We start from the raw sequence: 532 nt of genomic DNA, 5'->3' as shown, positions 1-532 counted from the left end.
GGATCGATCATCTCGATGGTCTGGCTCATAGCCCTTCCTTTCGGTCAGGCCAGTCCCAGATCCACCGTTTCGCTGACAGTCCCCACCACACCCACTCGGGATCGACCGTGCGCTGCCAATAGTACAGGGCTGGAATCGAAGCGCCCTTGACGCCCTTCGACAGGCGGGCGGGAAGCGGGTCGATGCCGCGCCAATCGCGAGCACCGAGCACCGGCGAGACCACCGCCCACTCCTCGGATCCGATGTTGGACGGAGACCAGTGCAACTCGATGTTCGGCGAGTAGCACCGGGTGGTGACGCGTGCGCCGGCAGTCACCGGCTGTCTGCTCTTCAGGCTCGCCATTTCGCCGTCACCCCCTCGCGTGCGAAGGTGGCGCCGTCCGCGGCGATAGACGGCAGGCGGGCGAACTCGTTAGTAGCAGGCGCGCCCGGAAGGACGTTGATTACAGGCATGCGGAAGGATCCTCAAAAGGGGGGGTCTTCCGGTTCCCCCCCTGTGGGCTTTGACCGCTGCTTTCCGGGTGTAGATCCT

1 protein-coding gene is annotated in these 532 nt (G+C 64.7%); it reads right to left on the bottom strand.

Going from position 1 to position 532, the window contains the following annotated elements; all coding sequences use genetic code 11:
- Positions 1-25 precede the first annotated feature (25 nt).
- Complete coding sequence (locus BGN97_RS06785; protein ID WP_292699208.1) at positions 26-316, bottom strand: hypothetical protein; 291 nt, start codon at positions 314-316, stop codon at positions 26-28.
- Positions 317-532: the final 216 nt, after the last annotated feature.

Origin of the sequence: Microbacterium sp. 69-10, from assembly GCF_001897945.1 — a bacterium.
Classification (GTDB): Bacteria; Actinomycetota; Actinomycetes; order Actinomycetales; family Microbacteriaceae; genus Microbacterium.
Note: the sequence above shows the minus strand (reverse complement) of the source record. Positions and strands in the feature narration are given on the sequence as shown.